The organism is Bacillus sp. JJ664 (genome assembly GCF_036962205.1).
Lineage (GTDB): Bacteria > Bacillota > Bacilli > Bacillales > Bacillaceae_G > Gottfriedia.
This window is the reverse complement of sequence record NZ_JBALMS010000176.1, coordinates 4,004-4,233: the sequence shown is the minus strand read 5'-3', so window position 1 is coordinate 4,233 and position 230 is coordinate 4,004. Positions and strand designations below refer to the sequence as shown.

Annotated in this window: 1 protein-coding gene; it reads left to right on the top strand. The window is 28.3% G+C overall.

All coding sequences use genetic code 11. The features are described 5' to 3' along the window. On the top strand, window positions 1–147 hold the full coding sequence (locus tag V7056_RS19600; RefSeq protein WP_499704070.1) for a kinase/pyrophosphorylase: 147 nt from the start codon (window positions 1–3) through the stop codon (window positions 145–147). Window positions 148–230 lie beyond the last annotated feature (83 nt).

Below are 230 nucleotides of genomic sequence, written 5' to 3'. Positions count from 1 at the left end.
ATTGCTAGAATTGAAGAAGAACTTAAACATTTTAATAATGTAGTGACTCGAATTGGCTGTAATATCGTTGATGTTTCAAGTAAAGCAGTTGAAGAATCAGCAAATGTAATTTTGGGTCAGTATTATCAAAATAGACATATTAGATAATTCTCAGACTGAATGTCACAATGACAAATTAACACATTAGATTTTTCTAATGTGTTTTCTCTTTTTTTATGCTCTTTTCTGAA